Source organism: Vibrio sp. SBT000027, from assembly GCF_963894355.1.
In the GTDB taxonomy this organism is placed as follows: domain Bacteria; phylum Pseudomonadota; class Gammaproteobacteria; order Enterobacterales; family Vibrionaceae; genus Vibrio; species Vibrio splendidus.
The window spans coordinates 477,249-493,099 of record NZ_CAWQGD010000001.1; the positions used below are offsets into that span (position 1 = coordinate 477,249).

The 15,851-nt window shown below is 44.2% G+C and carries 12 protein-coding genes; 5 read left to right on the forward strand and 7 right to left on the reverse strand.

What is annotated here, in order from left to right:
* Positions 1-12: 12 nt before the first annotated feature.
* Positions 13-1,014 (reverse strand): 3-dehydro-L-gulonate 2-dehydrogenase, encoded by a 1,002-nt coding sequence (gene yiaK / locus AACU28_RS02075; RefSeq protein ID WP_017078567.1) that lies wholly within the window; start codon positions 1,012-1,014, stop codon positions 13-15.
* 427 nt (positions 1,015-1,441) lie between these two features.
* On the opposite strand from yiaK, the gene AACU28_RS02080 reads away from it, so the two are divergent.
* From AACU28_RS02080 to AACU28_RS02090, 3 genes are all read left to right on the forward strand, one after another.
* Positions 1,442-2,623 carry a glycerate kinase gene (locus tag AACU28_RS02080; RefSeq protein ID WP_121602238.1) on the forward strand — a complete coding sequence of 394 codons (1,182 nt, stop codon included), beginning with the start codon at positions 1,442-1,444 and terminating at the stop codon, positions 2,621-2,623.
* A 200-nt stretch (positions 2,624-2,823) separates the two neighbouring features.
* Positions 2,824-4,275 (forward strand): catalase, encoded by a 1,452-nt coding sequence (locus AACU28_RS02085; protein WP_121602239.1) that lies wholly within the window; start codon positions 2,824-2,826, stop codon positions 4,273-4,275.
* Between the two features lie 242 nt (positions 4,276-4,517).
* Positions 4,518-5,390, forward strand: a complete 873-nt coding sequence (locus AACU28_RS02090) for a patatin-like phospholipase family protein (protein WP_121602240.1) — start codon at positions 4,518-4,520, stop codon at positions 5,388-5,390.
* A gap of 120 nt (positions 5,391-5,510) precedes the next feature.
* Here AACU28_RS02090 and AACU28_RS02095 read toward each other — a convergent pair whose 3' ends face one another.
* The 3 genes from AACU28_RS02095 to AACU28_RS02105 all read right to left on the reverse strand — a co-directional run bounded on the left by AACU28_RS02095 (position 5,511) and on the right by AACU28_RS02105 (position 7,929).
* Positions 5,511-6,503, reverse strand: coding sequence for a 2-hydroxyacid dehydrogenase (locus AACU28_RS02095; protein ID WP_121602241.1), 993 nt, complete (start codon positions 6,501-6,503; stop codon positions 5,511-5,513).
* A gap of 223 nt (positions 6,504-6,726) precedes the next feature.
* Positions 6,727-7,059 carry a DUF1971 domain-containing protein gene (locus AACU28_RS02100; protein ID WP_004732168.1) on the reverse strand — a complete coding sequence of 111 codons (333 nt, stop codon included), beginning with the start codon at positions 7,057-7,059 and terminating at the stop codon, positions 6,727-6,729.
* Positions 7,060-7,125: 66 nt separating this feature from the next.
* A complete protein-coding gene (locus tag AACU28_RS02105) occupies positions 7,126-7,929 on the reverse strand; it encodes a ferredoxin--NADP reductase (protein WP_004732167.1) in 804 nt (267 codons plus the stop codon).
* A gap of 343 nt (positions 7,930-8,272) precedes the next feature.
* Between AACU28_RS02105 and AACU28_RS02110 the strand changes: the two genes are divergently transcribed.
* On the forward strand, positions 8,273-9,217 hold the full coding sequence (locus tag AACU28_RS02110) for an acyltransferase (RefSeq protein ID WP_121602242.1): 945 nt from the start codon (positions 8,273-8,275) through the stop codon (positions 9,215-9,217).
* Between the two features lie 151 nt (positions 9,218-9,368).
* On the opposite strand, the gene AACU28_RS02115 is transcribed toward AACU28_RS02110, so the two are convergent.
* The 3 genes from AACU28_RS02115 to glgX form a co-directional block, all read right to left on the reverse strand.
* Entirely contained in the window at positions 9,369-10,091 is a 723-nt protein-coding gene (locus tag AACU28_RS02115) for a tRNA (adenine(22)-N(1))-methyltransferase (RefSeq protein ID WP_102534879.1), read from the reverse strand.
* A 128-nt stretch (positions 10,092-10,219) separates the two neighbouring features.
* A complete protein-coding gene (locus tag AACU28_RS02120; protein ID WP_102534862.1) occupies positions 10,220-11,962 on the reverse strand; it encodes a sensor domain-containing diguanylate cyclase in 1,743 nt (580 codons plus the stop codon).
* 253 nt (positions 11,963-12,215) lie between these two features.
* Positions 12,216-14,189, reverse strand: coding sequence for a glycogen debranching protein GlgX (glgX, locus tag AACU28_RS02125; RefSeq protein ID WP_121602243.1), 1,974 nt, complete (start codon positions 14,187-14,189; stop codon positions 12,216-12,218).
* A 434-nt stretch (positions 14,190-14,623) separates the two neighbouring features.
* On the opposite strand from glgX, the gene lamB reads away from it, so the two are divergent.
* The gene (gene lamB / locus AACU28_RS02130; protein WP_017081800.1) at positions 14,624-15,847 is read left to right on the forward strand and encodes a maltoporin LamB; all 1,224 of its coding nucleotides are present in this window, start codon (positions 14,624-14,626) and stop codon (positions 15,845-15,847) included.
* Positions 15,848-15,851: the final 4 nt, after the last annotated feature.

The following is a 15,851-nucleotide window of genomic DNA, read 5'->3' on the forward strand; positions in this document are numbered from 1 at the left end:
ACCTTTGGCTAATTACAGAGACGTAATTTGTTCCCAAATCCCATCGTTAATTTCAATGCCGCCAGCTGCTTCGTGTTTCTTGATGAAGTTTTCAATTTCAGAACCAGCAATCATCACTGAGCCACTTTCTGCAGGCTCTGACTCAAGCACGTAATCACGGATGCGCTTCATCTCTTGTGCGTAAGTGCTTTGATCCATTGTTTTGCTTAGGTCGATAGCGATAAGGAATTGAGATACACCAAACTCACCACCCATATCTTCAGTCAGCGCTGGTACTGAGTGGCCGCCAGTGATTGCCGTTAGCATCATGTCCAGTACGATTGCCATTGATGAACCTTTCCAGAAACCCATTGGAAGTAGGCGTTTGTTTTCCCAAAGTACATGTGGGTCTTTAGTGAGTTCACCTTCGTTGTCAAAGCCACCAACAACAGGTAGTTCTTTGTCAGCAAGCACGAAGTTTTGTAGCTGGCCGTAAGAAAATTGGCTCATTGAACAGTCAACAACTACGGGTGGATCGCCCGCAACTGCCATGATGAGAGGGTTTGAACCAATACGGTGATCTTTACCACCCCAAGCAGGCATTACTGCGATTGAGTTTGTTGACGCAATTCCTGCAAAACCTTCACGTGCCATTTTTAATACGTAAGCACCGCCACGCATCCAGTGGTTTGAGTTACGCATACCGACCATGCCAATGCCGTAATCACGAGCCAATTCCATTGCACGTTCTGCACAGATAAGGCCGTTAAGAACGCCAGGACCGTAGTTACAATCCCATTGCTCTAGAGCACCCATGCTGTTAACGCATTCAGGTTCAGCATTTAATTTGATCTGACCTTTATCTACTTGGTCAATGAACACTGGAAAACGGTTGATGCCATGTGAGTAAGTACCCTCGTTTGCCATTTCAACAAAGCCGGCTGCAAGCTTGGTTGCCATCTCTGGTTTCATGTCGCGAGCCAAAAGGATTCGTTCGTATTCTTGTTGTAGTTTTTCTGTTGATACTAAAGGCATCTGTGTTCTCCGATAAGTTGAATTCCATAATACGGAATGAATTATTGTTGTTATTCCGAAAATATTCTGTGAGCAAAGTTACGAAATATTTCCTTATTAAGTTTTTCTCTAATAACTGTTGGTAGGTTAAAAAATGGAACAAAAAGATTCCACAATTCCGCAATACGAAACAAAAAGCGTGTTCAGGATCTGGTTTCTACGACTAATTAAGTCGGAATTCGATAATTTGGCGGGATCAAACTTGTCAAAATATGGGTTATGAGCAAACAGTAACTTTACTGAATATAAAATAGTGGCGTTGAAATCTGAGGTTTTGGTCAAATTCGGAAAGGGAAATACGCACAATTGCCCCCTCTTCTATATAGTGGTTTTGTTGTTTTTAGACTATTTCTTGGTAGATATTTGTGAAGTATTGGAGCCAGCTTCTATGAAAATTGTTATTGCACCAGACTCGTTTAAAGAATCTTTATCGGCTGTATCGGTGGCGGCGTGTATTGAAAAGGGCTTTCGTGAAATCTTCCCAGACGCTGACTATGTGACCTTACCTTTGGCTGATGGCGGTGAAGGTACGGTAGATGTATTACAGCAAGGCTTAGCAGGGCAAAAGCGAACGCATCAAGTTGAAGGGCCGTTGGGAGCATTGATCAATGCTGAATGGGCGATGCTTGAGCCATCCGATAGCAACCCGAACAAAACGGCATTGATTGAAATAGCTGCTGCATCGGGTTTGGACTTGTTGAAACCAGAGCAGCGTGATCCTTTGGTTGCTTCTTCTTTTGGTACTGGGCAACTGATACTCGAAGCGATAGAGCGGGGTGCTCAAACCATCATTCTTGGATTGGGTGGCAGTGCGACCAACGATGGCGGCGCGGGTATCGTTCAAGCTCTAGGTGGGCGCTTGTTAGATAGCAAAGTGCAAGATGATGATGGACAAGAGCTTAACCGAGGTGGTGCTGCACTTGCAGAACTCGAATCAATAGATCTTACCGGCTTAGATTCGCGCTGTGCAGATGTCGAATTGATTGTGGCGTGCGATGTTGATAATCCATTGTGTGGTGATAACGGCGCTAGCCATATATTCGGCCCACAAAAAGGGGCGACACCTGACCAAGTCTTGATGCTTGATAAGGCGCTAGCGAATTTTGCTCAAATCGCTGAATCGCAAGGTTGTGTTGGTGGTGAACCCGTTCAAGAGCGTGCTGGTTATGGCGCGGCTGGTGGCACGCCGATGGGACTTGGTCTGCTATTTAATATGCAGATTAAACCGGGGATTGAGATGGTGCTTGATGTTCTTCAAGCCGATGAAGTACTGAAAGGTGCTGACCTTGTGATTACTGGCGAAGGGCAAATGGACAACCAAACGCTACAGGGAAAAACACCTTATGGCATTGCTAAACGTGCGAGCTTACAAGGTATTCCCACCATAGGAATTGCAGGATCTTTAGGTACTGAAGTCGAAGCTTTATATGGTGAAATGAGCAGCTTGTTTGGAACGGTACGTTCTCCTCAACCACTCAATCAGGTACTGAAAGAGGCTGAAATGAATCTAACCAGAACGGCAAGAAATATAGCAGCGACGCTCAAGCTAGGAAGAAAGATACTGAGCTAATCAGTGTGTCACATCGTGGTTTCTAAGTTGGCCGATTAATAGGTTTTATAGATTATAACGATAAATACAAACGATTATATTTTATGCCATTAGAGGTCTATTCTATATCCATAGTATTTTAGGGGCTTTTGAAAGGGAGCCAGTATAAATATCAAGGTGCACTTACTATTGCTGCACCTTTGGACCTTAAGGAATAGATCATGAGTAAAAAACTAACTACAGCTGCGGGTTGTCCTGTTGCTCATAACCAGAATGTTCAAACTGCGGGTAAACGCGGTCCTCAACTTCTTCAAGATGTTTGGTTTTTAGAAAAGATGGCGCATTTTGACCGCGAAGTCATTCCAGAGCGTCGTATGCACGCGAAAGGTTCAGGCGCTTACGGCACATTTACCGTGACACACGACATCACAAAATACACCAAGGCAAAACTGTTTTCTGAAATAGGTAAACAGACCGACCTGTTTGCACGTTTTACAACAGTTGCGGGTGAGCGTGGTGCCGCTGATGCTGAGCGTGATATCCGCGGCTTTGCATTGAAGTTTTATACCGAAGAAGGCAACTGGGATATGGTGGGTAACAACACGCCGGTATTCTTCCTTCGTGATCCTCTTAAGTTCCCAGATCTAAACCATGCGGTTAAGCGTGACCCGCGCACCAACATGCGTAGTGCGAAGAATAACTGGGATTTCTGGACTTCTCTACCTGAAGCGCTTCACCAAGTCACCATCGTAATGAGTGACCGTGGTATTCCTGCTACTTACCGTCACATGCACGGCTTTGGTAGCCACACGTTCAGCTTTATTAACGCAGACAACGAGCGTTTCTGGGTGAAATTCCACTTCAAATCTCAGCAAGGTATTAAGAACTTGTCTGATGCAGAAGCGGCACAAGTGATCGGTGATGACCGTGAAAGCCACCAACGTGATTTACTAGACAGCATCGACAACCAAGACTTCCCTAAATGGACGTTGAAAGTACAAGTGATGCCAGAAGCGGACGCAGCGAAAGTGTCTTACAACCCGTTCGACCTTACCAAGATCTGGCCACACGCAGATTACCCATTGATTGAAGTGGGTGAGTTTGAATTGAACCGTAACCCACAAAACTTCTTCGCTGAAGTTGAGCAGTCTGCATTCAACCCTGCAAACGTGGTTCCGGGTATCAGCTTCTCACCAGACAAGATGCTGCAAGGTCGTTTGTTTGCTTATGGTGATGCACAGCGCTACCGTTTGGGCGTTAACCATCAGCATATCCCAGTGAACGCACCTCGTTGCCCAGTTCACAGCTATCACCGTGATGGTGCGATGCGTGTTGATGGTAACTTTGGTAGCACATTGGGTTATGAGCCAAACAACGAAGGTCAATGGGCTGAGCAACCAGATTTCGCTGAACCAGCATTGAGCTTAGATGGCGCAGCGGCACACTGGGATCACCGCGAAGATGAAGATTACTTCTCGCAACCGGGTGACTTGTTCCGTCTAATGACACCAGAGAAACAAGCGATTCTGTTTGATAACACTGCTCGTAACCTAGGCGGCGTACCAAAAGAGATTCAACTGCGTCACCTAAGACACTGTTACAAAGCCGATCCAGCTTACGGTGAAGGCATTGGTAAACTGCTTGAAATCGATGTGAGCGAATTTAAGTCGTAATCAATAAACTCGTTTAAATAGTCAGAAGGCCGCTGAGTTAATCACTCAGCGGCCTTTATTGATCATGCGAGTATTAGTTGGCCTCTATTCGCGATCCATGTGAGTAGTGCGAATTCCCTGAAGTTCAGTACCATTTCTACTGATAGTTTTTACCTATCGAATTGATAAACATATCCCATTATCTTTATAAGATGGACGGGATTATCCTACGGCTATCAGTTTATAAAGTAATAGAGTTTGAGATGAGTAAAAGCGCATTAATTGTTGAAGGTGGGGCAATGAGAGGCATCTTCGCAGCCGGAGTGTTGGACGCCTTTATGCAAGACGATTTCCGTCCCTATGATTTTGCTATTGGCGTATCTGCGGGCGTGTCGAACCTTGTTGGTTACTTATCTCAAGCGCCAAAGCGCAGTTATAACGTGATTACTACCATGGCGACCGACAAAACCTTCTTTAATCCAACTCGCTTTGCTAAAGGCGGTAACTTGGTGGACGTGAAGTGGTTGTGGGATGAGTCTAACCAACGTTACCCACTCGATTGTGGTGAGCTGTTTTCAAGTATCCCACTCATTGCAGCTGTAACAAACGTCGATACAGGCAGTGCAGACTACTACCATATCAAGCCAGAAAACCTCTCTAACGTGGTGGAAGCGACAACTGCTTTACCTATTGCTTACCGCGAAACTCCGTGCTTCTCTGGTGGTTGTTATACCGATGGTGGCGTAGCGGATTCAATTCCGGTTCGCGAAGCATACCGTCGTGGTGCACGAGACATTACCGTGATTCTTTCTCACCCATTAAGCTACCGAATGAAGCCTCAAAAGCACCAATGGATGCTGAAAAAACTATTAAAGAAATTCCCTAACATTGCAGAATCGATGGCAGTGCGTGCTGAAAACTACAACCAGTCTCTGGAGTTCATTCGTAACCCACCCAAAGATGCGACCATTAAAGTGATAGCGCCGCCAGAAGCCTTCGCGGTGAAGCGCTTGACTATGGATCAATCAACGCTTGATGCCGGTTATGAGATGGGTGTTAAAGCAGGGGAAGAGCACCTTGCTATTCGCAAAGGCGTTTATGGTTTGGATACCGAGGATTGTCACTTCTGCGTCTAAGAACTGTTTTAGAATACTGGATAAACGAAAAAGCCACGCTGTTCCCTTAGGAATAGCGTGGCTTTGTGTTTGTAGATCTGGTCTGTTATTAACTCAGCCAGCTATTAACTCAATCTGTTATTAAACGAGTTCGTTGCCGCTGGTGTTGCCAGTAAAGAAGGCATCAACACTGGTGAGCGTTGTATTGGCGATGTTGAACAATGCATCTTTAGTCAAGAAGGCTTGGTGACCAGTGAACAATACGTTGTGACAAGCGGATAGGCGACGGAATACGTCATCGACAATCACGTCGTTAGATTTGTCTTGGAAGAACAACTCTTTCTCATTGTCGTAAACATCAAGACCAAGCGCGCCGATTTTGCTTTGTTTGAGTGCTTCAATTGCAGCAGTTGAATCCAGCAGTTCACCACGACTGGTGTTGACGATCATCACGCCATCTTTCATTTTGCCAAATGCCGTTGCATCCAACAGATGGTAGTTCTCTTTACTCATTGGGCAATGCAAAGAAATCACGTCAGATTCTTGGTAAAGCTCGTCGAGTTCTACGTATTTAGCCCTCAGCTCTTTTGCCAATGGGTTCGGGTACGGGTCGTAGCACAAGATGTTCATGCCTAAACCTTTCAGAATACGCATCGTCGCTAAGCCAATCTTTCCTGAACCAATTACACCAACGGTTTTACCGTGGAAGTTGAAGCCAACTAGTCCCTCAAGAGAGAAGTTCGCATCACGAGTACGTTGGTATGCCTTGTGCAGTTTACGGTTCAAACACATCATCATGCCGACCGTGTGTTCTGCTACCGATTCTGGTGAATAAGCAGGAACGCGAACCACTTGCAGACCAAACTCTTTGGCTGCATCTAAATCGACTTTATCAAAACCTGCACAGCGCATCGCAATCAGCTTAGTGCCGCCTTTCGCTAGAATCTCTAGCACATCTCGCGATAGGTCATCGTTTACAAACGCACAAACGACTTCGTTGTCGTGCGCCATTTTTGCTGTTGTTGTAGTGAGTCGAAAATCGTGAAAATGGAACTCGGCGTTGAGTTCGCCTTTTGCAAGTTCAAATGATTTTTCGTCGTATGATTTTGAGCTAAAAAAAGCAATGTTGAGCATGGCTTCCTCTCTTACCTAACATATAAATAATCCACTGATTCATTATCTGAAACGGGATTAAAACTAATAACTTTGTCCAGTGTGCTAGAGTTTTTTTGTCTTGTCTATCACCATTAGTCACTGTAATTACTATGGTTATTTGATCTTCTATCATCACTTTTTGAACATCGGAAATCACACTACGAAGTAGCTTGCTTATAAGTTCATCAATATTGAATGGATCTTACTTTCGGGTGTTGAACATCTTCTTGGTCTCTTTTTCTGACCAGAAGTTAATGTTGAATTGCGCGTCGTCACTCAGCTCTACTCGATGCCAATATTGAGGTGGACTTGTGGCAAATTGCCCTGCTTGGATCGTGATAACACTTTCTGGTTCTGTCGCGTCGGCATCGGCAAAACCATAGAAGGTGACCGTCCCTTCCATTACGCAGATCTGGCCGAATACGCCTTCTGCGGTGTTATGGTGATTAAGCAATGCAGCCGGTATGTTGTCTTTGGTGAAAAATGGCGTTGAACGTTGAATTTTCCAGTGTGACGGAATACGTAAATGACTCATATAAAACCTCTTATCTGTCTGTATTTTGAATATAAGCTTTAGCTTTGATGGAATTGGTGACTGTGATTACCAGTAGTTTTCACTGCTGAATTGGCCGGGTTTTCGGCGTAAGTGCTTCTCGAAACCTAAGCTGGTTAGTGCTTCACTTGTGTCGCGAACCATTTGCGGATTGCCACAAAGGTAGAAAAAACTGCGGGTTTGATTGAAAGCGACAGACGTGGTTTGCTCAAGGTCGCCTCCAAGTAACAAGCTTGGGATTCGTCCGCGCAAAGTTCCGGTGACTGATTCTCTAGAAATAATTGGCACATATTGTAGTTTCCCTTGGAAGTGATTAACGAGTTGAGCGATACGGTCTCGATAAGTCAGGTCTTGCTCTGTTCTTACGGCATGAACCAGTACAAGGTTTTTGAATGACATTACTTTTTCGACATCTGAGCCGTTTTGCTGCTGTATCTGCATGCTTTCGAGCATTGAGATAAAAGGCCCAACCGCGGTTCCGGTTGAAAGCATCCATAGATCGTCGGCGATCTCTGGGATCTCATCTAAGGTCATAAAGCCACTTGGGTCTTTGCCGACGAAGATGTCATCACCTACCTTCAACTCATGAAGTTGAGGTGAAAGCTGACCGTTCTGATCCTTAATAATCAAAAACTCCAGGTGTTGGTGACCTTGTTCGTGCTCTGGCGCATTCACCATTGAATAGGCTCGCCTTACGAACTCATCCTCTCTGTTAAGCAAGCCAAGTTTCGTGAACTGACCCGCCTGATAGGGAGAGACGGGAGCACTGACTTGGAGCGAGAACAGTTGATCTGTCCATTGTGTTTTATGTAAGACTTTGCCAGTTACCAAACCATGAGGAATATCTGTCATATCATCACCTTTACTTAGAGAAGTTATCTCATTAAGGATACTCAACTATTTACACTTTGGAGTTGCATGTACCATGCCATTAGTGAGAATGCTTATCAATACTGACAATTCGGTGAAAATGAACTTGAATGATGTCAAATAGACTTTGTATTTACTGTGTCTAAATGACATCTTTATTGTTTTTTGATGTGATTCCTTGTGATTAAGAACGATGAGTTGCTCTATGGACACAGACCAAAATTGATACAGTGGTTTGACCCCCAGGGTATTCAACCAATTACTAAAGAGAATATTTTACAGATGAGTATAATGTCGGCTTTCGATCTCAATATAGCCGTGTTTTATGCTTGATAATCTTCGTATGGTTTTGAACGTATTGTTCGTGACTATCAATACCGCAATGACTGCGTTTACCGTGAGCTTCTTTGGCCTCATCAAACTGATTCTTCCAATCTCTATTGTTCAAAAGTCATGTACTCGTTTAGCGAACTTCACATTTTGGTGTTGGGCTTCGCTTAACCTTTGGATGTTGAATGTGAATAACGATATCGAGTGGCAAGTCGAAGGAGGGGAAGATATCTCGATCAAGCAGTGGTATCTGATGATGTCGAATCACCTGAGCTGGGCGGATATCGTGATTTTGTCTTCAATCTTGAAAGACAAGATGCCGATGACTAAGTTCTTCCTCAAGCACGAACTGTTGTATGTTCCCTTTGTTGGATTGGCCTGTTGGGGCTTGGATATGCCGTTCATGAGACGTCATTCGCGTGAGTTTTTGATTCGTAACCCTGAGCGTCGTAATGATGACTTCGACGCAATCAACAAGGCATGCACTAAGTTCAAATGGGCACCAACGACATTGGTCAATTTTGTCGAAGGGACACGTGCAAATCACGAGAAGCTGGCAACAGCGAAAACACCGTATCGACATCTACTCAAGCCAAAAACCGGCGGTGTGGCGTTTGCTCTGTCTGCGATGGGCCCAATCTTAGATGGTATCGTCGATGTTACTTTGGCTTATCCAGAGAATCAGACTTCTCCGTTTGAAGACATGCTAAAAGGTAAGATGAAAAAGGTGGTCGTGCGTATTAAATTGCATCCGATGGATGAGAACGTGAACGGCAATTACTTTGAAGACAAAGCGTTTAAGCGCCGTTTCCACAGTTGGTTGAATAACACGTGGAAAGAGAAAGACGAGTATCTCGATACGGTTTATGCTCTTGATACGCTCTGTGAGGTTGAAACGATTGATGGGCTTGATACGGTTCATAAGAAGCAAGAGCAGTAAGATCAAACCAAACAAATAGCATCAAAAAAGCCGATAGTTCATTGAACTGTCGGCTTTTTTATTGAATCGGTTTGATCGGCTTGAACAGTGAAGTTAGTGCTTACTATGTTCTTAATTCTTTAAAGTGAAGATACTCAAAGAGAATGCAAAGCTAAATCGCTTGGTAAGCATCAATGATGTGCTTCACTTGGCTCGGTTTGCCTTGCTTCTCTTGCCCTTGATGGATGCGTAAGTAGTGCTGCAATGTTTTGGCTTTGTATTGCTGTGATATCTTCATTTGCTCATCACAACTTGGCGTCCAGATCTTGTCGCCGACGCTTGATATCTCGTTAACGTTTTGGTTCTTTTCAGCTTCGCCTTGGTTATTGCTGACCAATAAAATTTCGTAATAACGACGGTTTTCTTCGATCAGCACTTCATCAATAAGACCGAACTTGAGCGCTTTTAAATGGCTTCTTAGCTCGAACTGCTGATGGACTGGGCAAAGCAAAAAATCGATATCTTTGTCTGGATGTTGGCGATGAATGTCGTCGACGAGCTTCTGAGTGAGATCGCCACCGACGCCCGCAATAATAACCAGGTGTTTACCAGTATGTTTCTGGAGCGGAATAGCGGCGACATCCATGCAGTAAACTTGCCATTGGCTGGTAACCGTTTGTTGGTCTGAATTATCTTGGGGAAAGTAACGAGTTAGCTTGTCTTCTAGTCCATTCATCAGAGACGGGACAATATCGACAAAATGAATCTGAGGCGCTTTATTATCCGACAACAGTTGAACACCCAAAAATCCATGATCGCAGCAGCAGTCCCAAATATGTTGGTAGTCATTGCTGACAAGGGAGTGGAGAGTTTGCAGTCGGTTACTTAGCTTCATAAGGTTCGTGTCGTTAGAAAGGGAATATTGTCGTGTCGAAGGCGCATTGTAATGACTTTCCATAAAAACAAAAGCACCTAGGGTGTGAATCCTAGGTGCTTTGTGTGCACATACGAATCTGTGGCGTGTTATGAAGCTTGCGCGATAGCTCTAATATGCCCTTCCACTCGGTTTTTTCCGAGCTGCTGAGCGATGAGTTTCGCCTGTTCGGCAAGCGCTAAAGCCGAATCTGTTTCACCTTCTATTTGTGAGAATCCGACGCTGACACCTAATGATAACGTGATATCTGGCGTGGCAACGGCTTGCTGACTAACTTCAATTCGACATTGGTCTAGCTGGAATTTGGCATCCTTTACATCATTTGCTTTGAACAATACAGCGAACTCTTTGCCTCCAATACGTGCTAGACAAAGCCCTTTAGGTTTAGGGAAGTATGAGCGTATCGCTTCTGCAGTCAGCTTGATCATTTTGTCACCGACCGCTTCACCATAGGCGCGATTAACGTGGTCAAAGTTATCGATGTCGAGCAGAGCGACATAGGTATCTGGCTCGTCGGCGTAGTTTTCCAGTGCGATGTTGAAACTGCTTTTGTTGTCCAACTGAGTCATCAGGTCCTTACTGCTCAATTGATGGTGGAGCAGTAAGTTAGACAGCGAGACCTCGGTGTAATCTCTGATCATACGCAGAATACTCTGGCTGATCGGTAAGTTCGCGTTCACATAAAGTACTGCGACCAACTGTTTGCGAGAGTGCAAAGGAATGCAGTAGTGACGTTGGTGTATTTTGAGTTTACATGCCAGAGGATCGGCGTACTTACCACTTCGATAAGCCATGGTGTCTGGTGTAAACCGTTCTGCAAGGGCCTTGTCACAATGTACCGTTGATTTGTTTCCGTGATAGTCGATGGTACTGAATGTGTGGTTTTCAGGCTGATAGAGACAGAATTGAATGCCTTTTTGGTAGGTAAAGCTAGCCAGTATGGATTTCAACTCTCGTTTAAAGCTTACGAGGTCATCGACCTTATTCAGTTGAGATAAAGATACGTTCAAGCGATAAGACAAATAGTTTGCCCCAACCCACAAAAGAATCAGAGAACCAAGTACGACACCAGTTAATGTGAATTGATATGAGCTGGTTAGGATATCGTGACGATCAGTACCTGCGATGAACACCCAGTTCAAGCTGTTGTCAGCATCGAATACCGATATTTTGAAGTTATCTTGATAGTAGTATTCGTGTTTACCGACGGTTTCGCCTTGCGAGAGTTGGTGGCTTATTCCAGCGTGGTAGCTGATAGATTTAGAGCCGATACGTTTCGGATTAGGGTGAAAGACAAGTCGTTCTGTTGCTCGATCAACCACAAACACATAGCCGTGATTAAGCGTTTTTAAGTCTCTTAACCCTTGGGTTGTGTGCAATAGATCAAACTCAATCCATATCTCTTCGTTCAATCTTTCTGCTGTATGTTTCACCGCGAACACCCAACGACCATCGGGCTTTTGATAAATAGAAGAGATATAAAAATCGTCAACAACACTGTCTATTGGGTTCCATTTGATGGAGCCAACTTGTTCGTTGGAAAGAGGTAAGCCACGACTTGATATATATTGTTGAGTTTGAGGTTGGTATCGAATGATATCGGAGAAGTTAGGTGTTCTTTTTAGAATGTTATCACTCAGTTCTCTGAATTTTCGATCACCGATTGGAGCCGTTTGAGGTAAGCCTAGACTGGTTTCTAAAAAATAGAGCTTGCCAAATGTGGCTTCGATGTTGGAACGAATCGTGGAGCTTGCGATTCGAATATTTGATGATGATTGTTCGGTTGCTGCTGTTTCTACTTTTTCAAGCTGAGCCACAGCAAGATAGAGCATCCCTCCAGTTAATAAAATAATGTATGGTTTAAAAAGCCGAATTAATGTTTTAGGTAAAGCCATGATATCCAAAGACGTTATAGATTCATTTTTATAGTACGGCCATACTAAACAGTTTTCGTAATCACATCAATGCAAATGATTCCATATAAATGAATGACTTCTGTGATATTCGGCTGACAAAAAAGCCAGTTATAAATATAACTGGCTCCTATGGTTTCTGGTGATTTATTAAGCTGACTTAGCTTTTAACTTAACTTAAATCAGTCTTGTCTGGCGAATAGTGTAGAATCGCCATTGAAGCTGGAGATAACAGCATTTCACCTTCAGCATGACCTGGTTTTACATTTCGTAGGTTAGTATCGCAAATAGTCACCCAGTTTTGTTCGCGGTCACTAGGCAAAGAAAAGCGCGCTGGTGCGTTGGTTTGGTTGATCAGATAAATCAACTCATCACCATCTTTACCAATACCTAAATGCAACGCAACCGAGCTTAAACGGTTCCAATCATCATGTTCCATGAGCGTGCCATCGACACGGCTCCAGAAGATGCGGTTAGAGTTACGCTTTTCGCCACTGAATGCCTTAATAAAAGGCACCATGTATTGCTGACGTGCGGAGATCATCTCAGACAGCCAAGTCTTGAAGTAAGTCTTACGCTCTGAATCTTCCCAGTTCAGCCAGCTGGTTACGCCGTCTTGGCAGTAAGCATTGTTGTTACCCTTTTGAGTATGAGATAACACATCAGCCGTCAGAATATGCGGAATACCAAAGGCGAACAGCAGGCTTGCCATGAAGTTACGCTTCTGTTTTTCACGTGTTGCGACGACCAAGAGGTTTTCAGTCTCGCCTTCAACGCCATAGTTTTCAGAGCGATTGTCGCCGTGCCCATCGCGGTTGTTCTCACCATTCTCTTCGTTGTGCTTATGCTTGTAAGAAACAAGGTCCTGCATGGTGAAGCCATCGTGATAAGTGATGTAGTTGACGGTTAATTTGTACGGCCAGTGCGCTGCACTGTAGATGTCACGCGATCCCATCAAGCGAGTTGCAAACTCTTTCAGATAACCTTGATCACCGCGCCAGAAGCTGCGTGTAATGTCTCTGAGCTTGTCGTTACACTCATTCCAACCTAACGGAAAATTACCGACTTGGTAGCCATTCGGGCCGATGTCCCAAGGTTCTGCAATCAACTTTGTTTCTTTAAGTATCGGATCTTGAGCAACGGCTTTGAAGAAAGCGGCCTCAGGATTGTAATTATCGCCTTCACGGCCTAGCGTTGCTGCTAAATCAAAGCGGAAACCATCAACTTTAAACTCATTAACCCAATAGCGAAGCGTATCCATCACTAAGTTGAGTGCTGGCTGGTGGGTTAGGTCGACTGTATTACCGCAACCAGTAAAGTTCGCGTAATGACAACCATGTTTAATGTAGTAGCGACTATCCAGTGCTTTTAGGTTGAAGGTAGTTCCACCTTCACCGCCTTCAGCCGTGTGGTTGTACACGACGTCTAGAATGACCTCGATGCCATTGCGGTGCAGTTCGCGAATCGCAGTTTTGAGCTCATTCACGGCGTCCTTTTCTGCGTAGCGTGGGTCCGGCACCATGAATAAGTATGGGTTGTAACCCCAATAGTTCACTTTCCCCATATCTAATAGGTGAGGCTCATGCATGCATGCAGCAATAGGTAAAAGTTGTAGAGAGTTGATATTTTGCTGTTTGTAGAACGCGAGCATTTCAGGGCTAACTAACCCTAAGTAACGGCCTTTAGTATGGGTCGCGACTTCAGGGTGAAGCTTAGATAGGCCTTTTACATGGGTTTCGAAAAGAACGGTCTCTTCTCGGCTAATACGCGGCTTGCCTACATCTTGCCAGTCGAAAGTGTCATCAATAACAACACATTTCGCCATCGAAAAGCTTTTTTCATTGGTATATGGCGTGGCGTAATCGAGCGGTTCGCTGATTGCTTTAGCGTAAGGGTCTGAAAGTAAGATTGGACCATTTTCAGTTTCAGCAATGAAGCCGTATTCTTGTCCTGCTTTTATTCCGTCGATGAACACATATCGAATATCAGCGTATTCATTTTCCAATTTATAAGTGGTGAACTCATCGTTCTCGTCAAAGAGAGCGAGGGAAAGGGATTTACAGTCAGGAGAATAAATTGAGAAGTTGCAGCCAGTGTTACCTAGCGTTGCGCCTAGTGGATAAGGGCGAGCGAGCGTTCTAGTCATTGCTTGATTTCTTGTTCGTTTATCGACATCAGTGAACTATAAGTAAAAAGCTTTGTCACAGTAAGGTCAAGCAACTTCACAGAATAATTATTGTTAAAAAAATAATTTACCGATTAGGTTCAAATTATATATTTGAACTAGATCGCACTTATATCGAATAATTAGATCTGTGTGCTGTCTACTCCTCCTAGATTAAGTGATCTATCTCTTTAAAACACCGTTCTGTATATTTTCTACTCCCCTCTAGTCCCCCTTAATTAACTTAGGGGTGGAGGAAGTCAAACTTGTCATCCCCTCTTAATATTGACTCCGTTGAAACGAATCAGGGGCAACCCTAAACCTCTCTATCTTACGTCCGCCATTACTGCCTTTGGTTGTCGCAAGAGAGCAAAAATATAAAAACCTAAAATAAATCGTCCTTAATGGAGTTAAGAATGAAAAAAGTAAGTTTGATTGCTGCTGCAGTGGCAACTACATTAGCTGCTGGCTCTGCGTTCGCTGTAGATTTTAATGGTTACATGCGTGCTGGTACTGGTATTAGCGGTAACGGTAACGGTGATGTATCAGTAAATAAAAACGGTATTGGTCGTCTAGGTAACGAAAATGACAACTATTCTGAGTTTGGTTTAGCTGAAGAGCTGAAAACTGGTGAGCAAACGTGGCGCGTTGAGTCAATGATTGCTTCTGGTGCTCCTGGCGCAAATGGTTGGGAAGATTCTGACTTTAACGTTGCTCAGTTCGCAGTTAAAGCGAAAGGCGTTCTATCTTTTGACCAAGAAGCGACTCTTTGGGCTGGTAAAACATACTACCAACGTAAAGACATCCACATCACTGACTTCTACTACCTAAATACATCAGGTACTGGTGGTGGTGTTGAGAACATCTCTATTGGTGACCAAAAACTTTCTGTAGCGCTTATTCAAGATGGTGACACTGACGATTCAACGGGTTACATCTTTGATGCTCGTCTAGCGAACATTGGTCTATGGCAAGATGCTTCTCTAGAATTTGCACTAGCATACAACTTCGCAACTGATTCAAATGACGCAAGTGAGTCTGCTGATGATGGCCTACTAGCTTCTGCAATTTTACACCAAGGAACGAGCAACGGCTTCCACCAAACTGTACTTCAGTACGGTACTAATGGTTACGGCGTACAAGCTGCAAACTTCTGGGGTTCAGGTTCTTACTACTCTCGTGGTACTGAAGCATTCAACGAAGCATCTGGTTTCCGTCTAATTAACTGGGGTGTAATGAACCTTGGCGAATCTTGGGAAATGGGTCACCAACTAGCTTACCTAGCGGGTAGCGATATCGGTGGTGCTGACAAAGATGGTAACTACACAAACAAAACTTTCGATATCGACCAGTATTCTGCTGTAGTTCGTCCAATGTACAAGTGGAACGACACTATGCGTACAGTATTTGAAGCTGGTTACAACGCTGGTGAGCGCATTGCTGACGGCGGTCTAGCAACAGAAGACTTCGGTAACGCTAAATTCACAGTAGCTCAAGCTTGGGCTATGGGTGACAGCTTCTGGGCTCGTCCTGAAATCCGTGTTTACGGTTCTTACATCCTAGATACTGAAAATAAAGAAGCATTCAACGGTGACGATACTGAATACGTATTCGGTATCCAAGCTGAAGCTTGGTGGTAAGCCA

What these genes read in the sequence shown, in the direction of transcription:
- yiaK (WP_017078567.1), bottom strand. Translation starts at nt 1,014, where the DNA reads ATGCCTTTAGTATCAACAGAAAAACTACAACAAGAATACGAACGAATC.
- AACU28_RS02090 (WP_121602240.1), top strand. Translation starts at nt 4,518, where the DNA reads ATGAGTAAAAGCGCATTAATTGTTGAAGGTGGGGCAATGAGAGGCATC.
- glgX (WP_121602243.1), bottom strand. Translation starts at nt 14,189, where the DNA reads ATGACTAGAACGCTCGCTCGCCCTTATCCACTAGGCGCAACGCTAGGT.
- lamB (WP_017081800.1), top strand. Translation starts at nt 14,624, where the DNA reads ATGAAAAAAGTAAGTTTGATTGCTGCTGCAGTGGCAACTACATTAGCT.
- AACU28_RS02120 (WP_102534862.1), bottom strand. Translation starts at nt 11,962, where the DNA reads ATGCTCTATCTTGCTGTGGCTCAGCTTGAAAAAGTAGAAACAGCAGCA.
- AACU28_RS02085 (WP_121602239.1), top strand. Translation starts at nt 2,824, where the DNA reads ATGAGTAAAAAACTAACTACAGCTGCGGGTTGTCCTGTTGCTCATAAC.
- AACU28_RS02110 (WP_121602242.1), top strand. Translation starts at nt 8,273, where the DNA reads ATGCTTGATAATCTTCGTATGGTTTTGAACGTATTGTTCGTGACTATC.
- AACU28_RS02095 (WP_121602241.1), bottom strand. Translation starts at nt 6,503, where the DNA reads ATGCTCAACATTGCTTTTTTTAGCTCAAAATCATACGACGAAAAATCA.
- AACU28_RS02080 (WP_121602238.1), top strand. Translation starts at nt 1,442, where the DNA reads ATGAAAATTGTTATTGCACCAGACTCGTTTAAAGAATCTTTATCGGCT.
- AACU28_RS02105 (WP_004732167.1), bottom strand. Translation starts at nt 7,929, where the DNA reads ATGACAGATATTCCTCATGGTTTGGTAACTGGCAAAGTCTTACATAAA.
- AACU28_RS02100 (WP_004732168.1), bottom strand. Translation starts at nt 7,059, where the DNA reads ATGAGTCATTTACGTATTCCGTCACACTGGAAAATTCAACGTTCAACG.
- AACU28_RS02115 (WP_102534879.1), bottom strand. Translation starts at nt 10,091, where the DNA reads ATGAAGCTAAGTAACCGACTGCAAACTCTCCACTCCCTTGTCAGCAAT.